We start from the raw sequence: 5,158 nt of genomic DNA on the forward strand, positions 1-5,158 counted from the left end.
CACGAGGCCGACGTGGCCGTCATCGTGACGACCAGTTCCTTCACGGCGCCCGCCGTCGAATACGCCGACACCTGTGGGATCGTCCCGGTCGACGGCGGGGCGCTGGCCGCCTGGACCGAGCAGGAAACCCCTCCGCCGTGGGCGTCGGCCGCGGGCGCCCCGGAGCCCGGCCACGTCTTCCCGGGAGGTGCGGACTGACGGTCGCCGGCGCAGACGGCGTGCCTCGCCCGCGCCGGTGCCGGTCTCCTCAGTCGGCCGGGGCGGTGGCGTGGGACGGTGCCACGCCGTCGACGATCACCGGCTCCTCGTGGACCACGATGCCCAGGGTGAGGGCGCCGGCCGCGCCGATTCCCTGAAGACGGCGCCGGCATGGGACGCCTCAGCACGGTCGTTGATGACGAAGCCGGAGCCGACCGGGCAGTACGGCAGGCCGTGGAGATGTGTCTTGAAGACCGTCCCGACCTCGTAGGACGGGCCGGGCGTGGGGGAGCCGGCCGCGGCGCGGGCCCGTCCTGGCAGGTTCTTCCTGGTGTCGGTTCTGGCCGCCGGACGCGGGGGCCCAGATCCTCGGCGCCACGCCGACCCGCGTCGGTTACGAGCGGTGGGCGCCACCGCCCTGGCCAATCGCCCACCTGGCAGAACGCGGAGACCGGCCTGCGCTGCCGTGTCATGTCGGCGACGGCGGAGAGCTGCTCGCAAGGTCTGTCAGGTACCGACGAGTGCGTGCGCGCGCCGAGGGTCTGCCTGAGCTGCGTACGGAGGTGCTCCGCGGCGGGCCGTTCTGCCCGTGATGAGGGTGCCTGGTGCCTCTGGCCGCACCAGGCGAAGCCCCGGGTGCGCGGCCGTGGAGGGCGGCGGGTCTTGTGCCCGCCTACGTCAAGCACACGGGGCTACGAGTCGCCGGCACCGCGGAAGGTGCGCCGGTACGTGTCCGGGGGTACCCCCACCGCGCGGCTGAAGTGCCGGCGCAGCGTGGTCGCCGTGCCCATGCCGGCATGCACGGCGATCCGTTCGACGGGAGTGTCGGTGGTCTCCAGCAACTCCTGCGCACGCCTGATGCGCTGAACGTGCAGCCAGCGCAGCGGGGTGAGGCCGGTGCTCTGGTGGAAGAGCCGTGTCAGGTGCCGGGTGCTCATCCCCGCGCGGGCCGCCAGGTCCTGCACGGTCAACGGCTCGTGCAGCCGGTCGAGGGCCCAGTCCTGCAGCGCGGTGAACCCGTCACCGCTGCGGGCCGGGACGGGCGCGGCGATGTACTGTGCCTGCCCGCCCGCGCGGTACGGAGGTACGACCAGGATGCGGGCGAGCGCGTTGGCGACCGCGGCGCCGTGGTCGAGGCGCACCAGGTGGAGGCTGAGGTCGAGGGCGGCAGCCTTGCCCGCGGCCGTGAGGATCTGCCCGTCGTGCGTGTAGAGGACATCGGCGTTGACGTGGACGTGCGGATACCGCTCTGCGAGCCGCGCCGCGTGCAACCAGTGCGTGGCGGCCTGGCGCCCGTCCAGCAGTCCGGCGGCGGCGAGGACGAAGGAGCCGGTGCACAGCGACGCGATACGGGCGCCGCGCCGGTAGGCGGCACGGAGCGCCTCCAGCAGCTCTCCGGGCGGATCGGCCTCGATGTCGTCGCAGGACGGCACGATGACGGTGTCGGCGTGGGCCAGCACGTCCAGTCCGTGCGGGGTGTCGACGCGTAGCATGCCGCCCAGCCTGGCGTCCTGCGGTCCGCAGACCGCGAACTCGTACCAGGGGTCGGTCAGATGGGAGCGGTCCGCACCGAAGATCTCCAGGACGATGGCCGCCTCGAACAACATCGCCCCGTCGTACACCGGCATGGCCACCAAAGTCATGTCCGAAAGTGTACGGGTGGCGTCCTTTCCGACACTCGTGCGGACCATCGACCGGCCCCAAGCTCGATGCCATGAACACGAACACGGACATGAACACAGCCCAGCAGACCGTCGCGATCTTCGGCGCCTACGGCCACACGGCCCGTTTCCTCATCGACGAGTTCCACGAGCGCGGCCTGGGCCTTTCCCTCGGGGGCCGCGATCCGGTCCGGATGACGGCCCTGGCCGAGGCCCACCCGTACGCCCGCACCCATGTGGCCACCGTCGACGAACCCGGATCGCTTGACGCGCTGGTGGCCGGCGCCGCGCTGGTGGTCAATGCCGCGGGCCCGTTCGGCGACACCACCGGGCCGCTGATCGAGGCCGCGTTGCGCGCCGGCATCCACTACATCGACATCACCGGAGAACAGCCGGTCACCCGCCACGACTTCGAGACCTACCGGGAACCGCTCGCGGCCAGCGGTCTGCTGTTCCTCCCCGCCTTGGGCTTCTTCGGAGGTCTGCCGGACCTGCTGGCCACCGCGGCGATGGGTGACTGGGCGGCCGCGGACGACATCACGGTGGCGTTCGCGCTCGACAGCTGGCACCCGACCCCCGGCACCCGCAAGGCCGGGGCGCGCAGCGCGGGCAAGCGAGTGACGGTGAGCGGCGGACGGCTGGTCCCCTTCGACTACGGCCAGGACCTCCCGACGGACTGGGACTTCCCGGCGCCGGTGGGCAAGCAGCCCGTGCACGCGCTCGGGACGGCCGACCAGATCACCATCTCGCGGCACCTGAAGTCCCCTGAGGTCCGGGCGTTCATGAACGAGGCGCCGCTGGCCGACCTGCGGGACCCGCACACCCCGGCGCCCACCGGCGCGTCCGACGGCGGCCGTTCCGCGCAGTCGTGGCTGATCGACGTCGTGGTCACGCGTGGAGCCGAACGCCGCGCCGTGTCCGCGGTCGGCCGGGACATCTACGCCGTGACCGCGCCGGTCGTCGCCGAGGCGGCCGTCCGGATCCTCGCAGGCCGCACTCTGCCGGGCGGCACGGGCTCGGGCATGCGCGCCCCAGGTGAGGTGTTCGACGCCGAGGACTTCCTCTCGTCGATCGCCGACATCACCTGGTCGCGGCGCTGAGCCGTAGCGTCGGCCACGGCCGGTCCGCGCAGCAGCAGGACGTCGTCGCTGCCGGTCATGGTGACGTACCCGTCGTGCCTGCCGTCGATCACGTACTCGACTCCGGGTCTGATCCGTTGCGCGGTTCTCCCCGGCGTCGTGCGCGGACCCGGCACACGCGCCTCACCGTCACCGCAGCCGGGAGACCGGCCAGGAGAAGGGACAGCCCCACCGGGAGCACCCCTGCCCACACCGTCGGTGAGACGTACGCGGTGCCGGATGCGCCGTCCACCAGCCATGCGCGAACCGGTTGCGCACCGATATCGCCCTCGACGGGGACCTCGAACGACGAGCCGCCGTCGTCCGGGGTGAAGGCGCCCGAGCAGGACGTCGACGTTCCCGCGTTGGCCACGGTGTTGTCGTACGTCCGGCAGTCGGCTTCGGTCACGGTCCCGGGCTCGCCCCACAGCGCCGCCCGCGGCTCTGCGGTGAAGTTCATCAGCACGACGTAGGCNACGTAGGCCAGAAACAGCCCGACCATACAGGCCAACGCCAGCCACGGAGCGGGTCCGACCTGCTCCGGCCCGCTCCGTTGCCCGTCCAGAACGTTCCCCCCGCTCATCCCACCTCGGATCGCCGACGGACCCCCATGGTGACCGATTGGAGGCGCCCCCGGAAGCCCCCATCGGGCCGGGGCGATCTCGCCGGCTTCGCACCCCGGTCAGGGTCGGGCATGGTCCGATGCTCCCAGCAGCCACGGACACTCGCACGTGGCGTGGGGGCGGCCGCCGGCGGGCAGAGCGTGATCATGACAGAGATAGAGACAGGGGCAGGGAGCGCGGTGCGTGCCTCCGCTCCTCCCCGCCGCCCCTTACGCCAGCTGCTGGCCGCCTCCGTCGGCAACGCCGTCGAGTGGTACGACTGGTACGCCTACACCTTCCTCGCCACCCACATCGCACGGCAGGTCTTCCCCTCCGGCTCGGGTGACTCCCTCGTCCCGCTGCTCTCCACCTTCGCCGTCTTCGCCGTCGGCTTCTTCATGCGCCCCGTCGGCGGCCTCCTGATGGGCGCGATCGCCGACCGTCGGGGCCGGCGCACCGCGCTGACCGTGACCATCCTGCTCATGGGCGGCAGCAGCCTGCTCGTCGGCCTCACCCCCGCGTACGCGTCCGTCGGCGTGCTCTCCCCGGTCGTCCTCGTCGCCGCGCGGCTGCTCCAGGGCCTGTCCGTCGGCGGCGAGTTCGCCGCGTCGACCACCTTCCTCGTGGAGTCCGCCGGGCCCGGACGCCGGGGACTCTTCTCCTCGTTCCAGTACGTCTCCACCACGATCGGCCAGCTCGCCGCCTCTGGCCTGGCCGCGCTGCTCGTCGCCCGGCTCTCCGAGGAAGCCATGAACGGGTGGGGGTGGCGGGTGCCCTTCCTGCTCGGCGCCGTCCTCGGCCTCGCCGGGTTCTGGATCCGGCGAGGTGCCGAGGAGACCCTGGCCCACCGCCCCGCCGAGGCGCCCCGCCCGGGGCTCTTCGACGCGCTCCGCCACCACCCCCGCGCTTCGCTGCTCATCGCCGGCATCACGGCCGGCGGCACCCTCGCCTACTACACGTGGACCTCCTACCTGCCGACGTACGCCGAACTGGAGACCGGCATCGCCAAGCGCGACGCGCTGCTCGCCGGGACGCTGTCCCTCGCCTTCTTCGCCCTGCTCCAGCCGGTCGGCGGCCTGCTCTCCGACCGGTTCGGACGCAAGCCCTGCCTGCTGTTCTTCGGACTCGGCTTCGCCCTGCTCGTCGTACCGCTGCTGCGGGCCCTGGACGGCTCGTTCGGCTCCCTCCTGCTCGTCCAGGGCGCCGGCATGGTGCTGCTCACCGGCTTCACCTCGGTCTCGGCGGCCGTGAACGCCGAGGTCTTCCCGGCCCGGGTCCGGGCGGCCGGCATCGGCTTGCCGTACTCGCTGACGGTCGCGCTCTTCGGCGGCACGGCCCCCTACATCGGCACCCTGCTGAAGGAACTCGGCAGGCCCGGCCTGTTCCCCTGGTACGTCGCCGTGCTGTGCCTGTGCTCCTCGGCGGTCTACCTGCGGCTGCCCGAGCGGGCCCACGAGCCCCTCGACCGCTGACGGCCGCATCACCCGTCACCCCTTCCGCCCCCGGACCGGGGGCGGAAGGGGTGGAGTGCTAGGCCGTCTCTTCCGGATCTTGCCTCGCCCGCGCCGCCCGGCACCGC

The 5,158-nt window shown here is 72.6% G+C and carries 4 protein-coding genes; 3 read left to right on the top strand and 1 reads right to left on the bottom strand.

Features of this window, described 5'->3' with window-relative positions:
• The coding region (locus tag VR44_RS28475) for a restriction endonuclease (protein ID WP_045950484.1) at positions 1–198 on the top strand (198 nt) is incomplete at its 5' end.
• A 692-nt stretch (positions 199–890) separates the two neighbouring features.
• Here the strand turns inward: VR44_RS28475 and VR44_RS28480 are convergent.
• Positions 891–1,841, bottom strand: coding sequence for a helix-turn-helix domain-containing protein (locus tag VR44_RS28480; protein ID WP_045950485.1), 951 nt, complete (start codon positions 1,839–1,841; stop codon positions 891–893).
• Between the two features lie 71 nt (positions 1,842–1,912).
• On the opposite strand from VR44_RS28480, the gene VR44_RS28485 reads away from it, so the two are divergent.
• On the top strand, positions 1,913–2,959 hold the full coding sequence (locus VR44_RS28485) for a saccharopine dehydrogenase family protein (RefSeq protein WP_245692375.1): 1,047 nt from the start codon (positions 1,913–1,915) through the stop codon (positions 2,957–2,959).
• A gap of 787 nt (positions 2,960–3,746) precedes the next feature.
• Entirely contained in the window at positions 3,747–5,051 is a 1,305-nt protein-coding gene (locus VR44_RS28495) for an MFS transporter (RefSeq protein WP_045950488.1), read from the top strand.
• The last annotated feature ends 107 nt before the right edge of the window (positions 5,052–5,158 follow it).

This window comes from Streptomyces katrae, from assembly GCF_000966975.1.
Lineage (GTDB): Bacteria > Actinomycetota > Actinomycetes > Streptomycetales > Streptomycetaceae > Streptomyces > Streptomyces katrae.

What these genes read in the sequence shown, in the direction of transcription:
- VR44_RS28495 (WP_045950488.1), top strand. Translation starts at nt 3,747, where the DNA reads ATGACAGAGATAGAGACAGGGGCAGGGAGCGCGGTGCGTGCCTCCGCT.
- VR44_RS28480 (WP_045950485.1), bottom strand. Translation starts at nt 1,841, where the DNA reads ATGACTTTGGTGGCCATGCCGGTGTACGACGGGGCGATGTTGTTCGAG.
- VR44_RS28485 (WP_245692375.1), top strand. Translation starts at nt 1,913, where the DNA reads ATGAACACGAACACGGACATGAACACAGCCCAGCAGACCGTCGCGATC.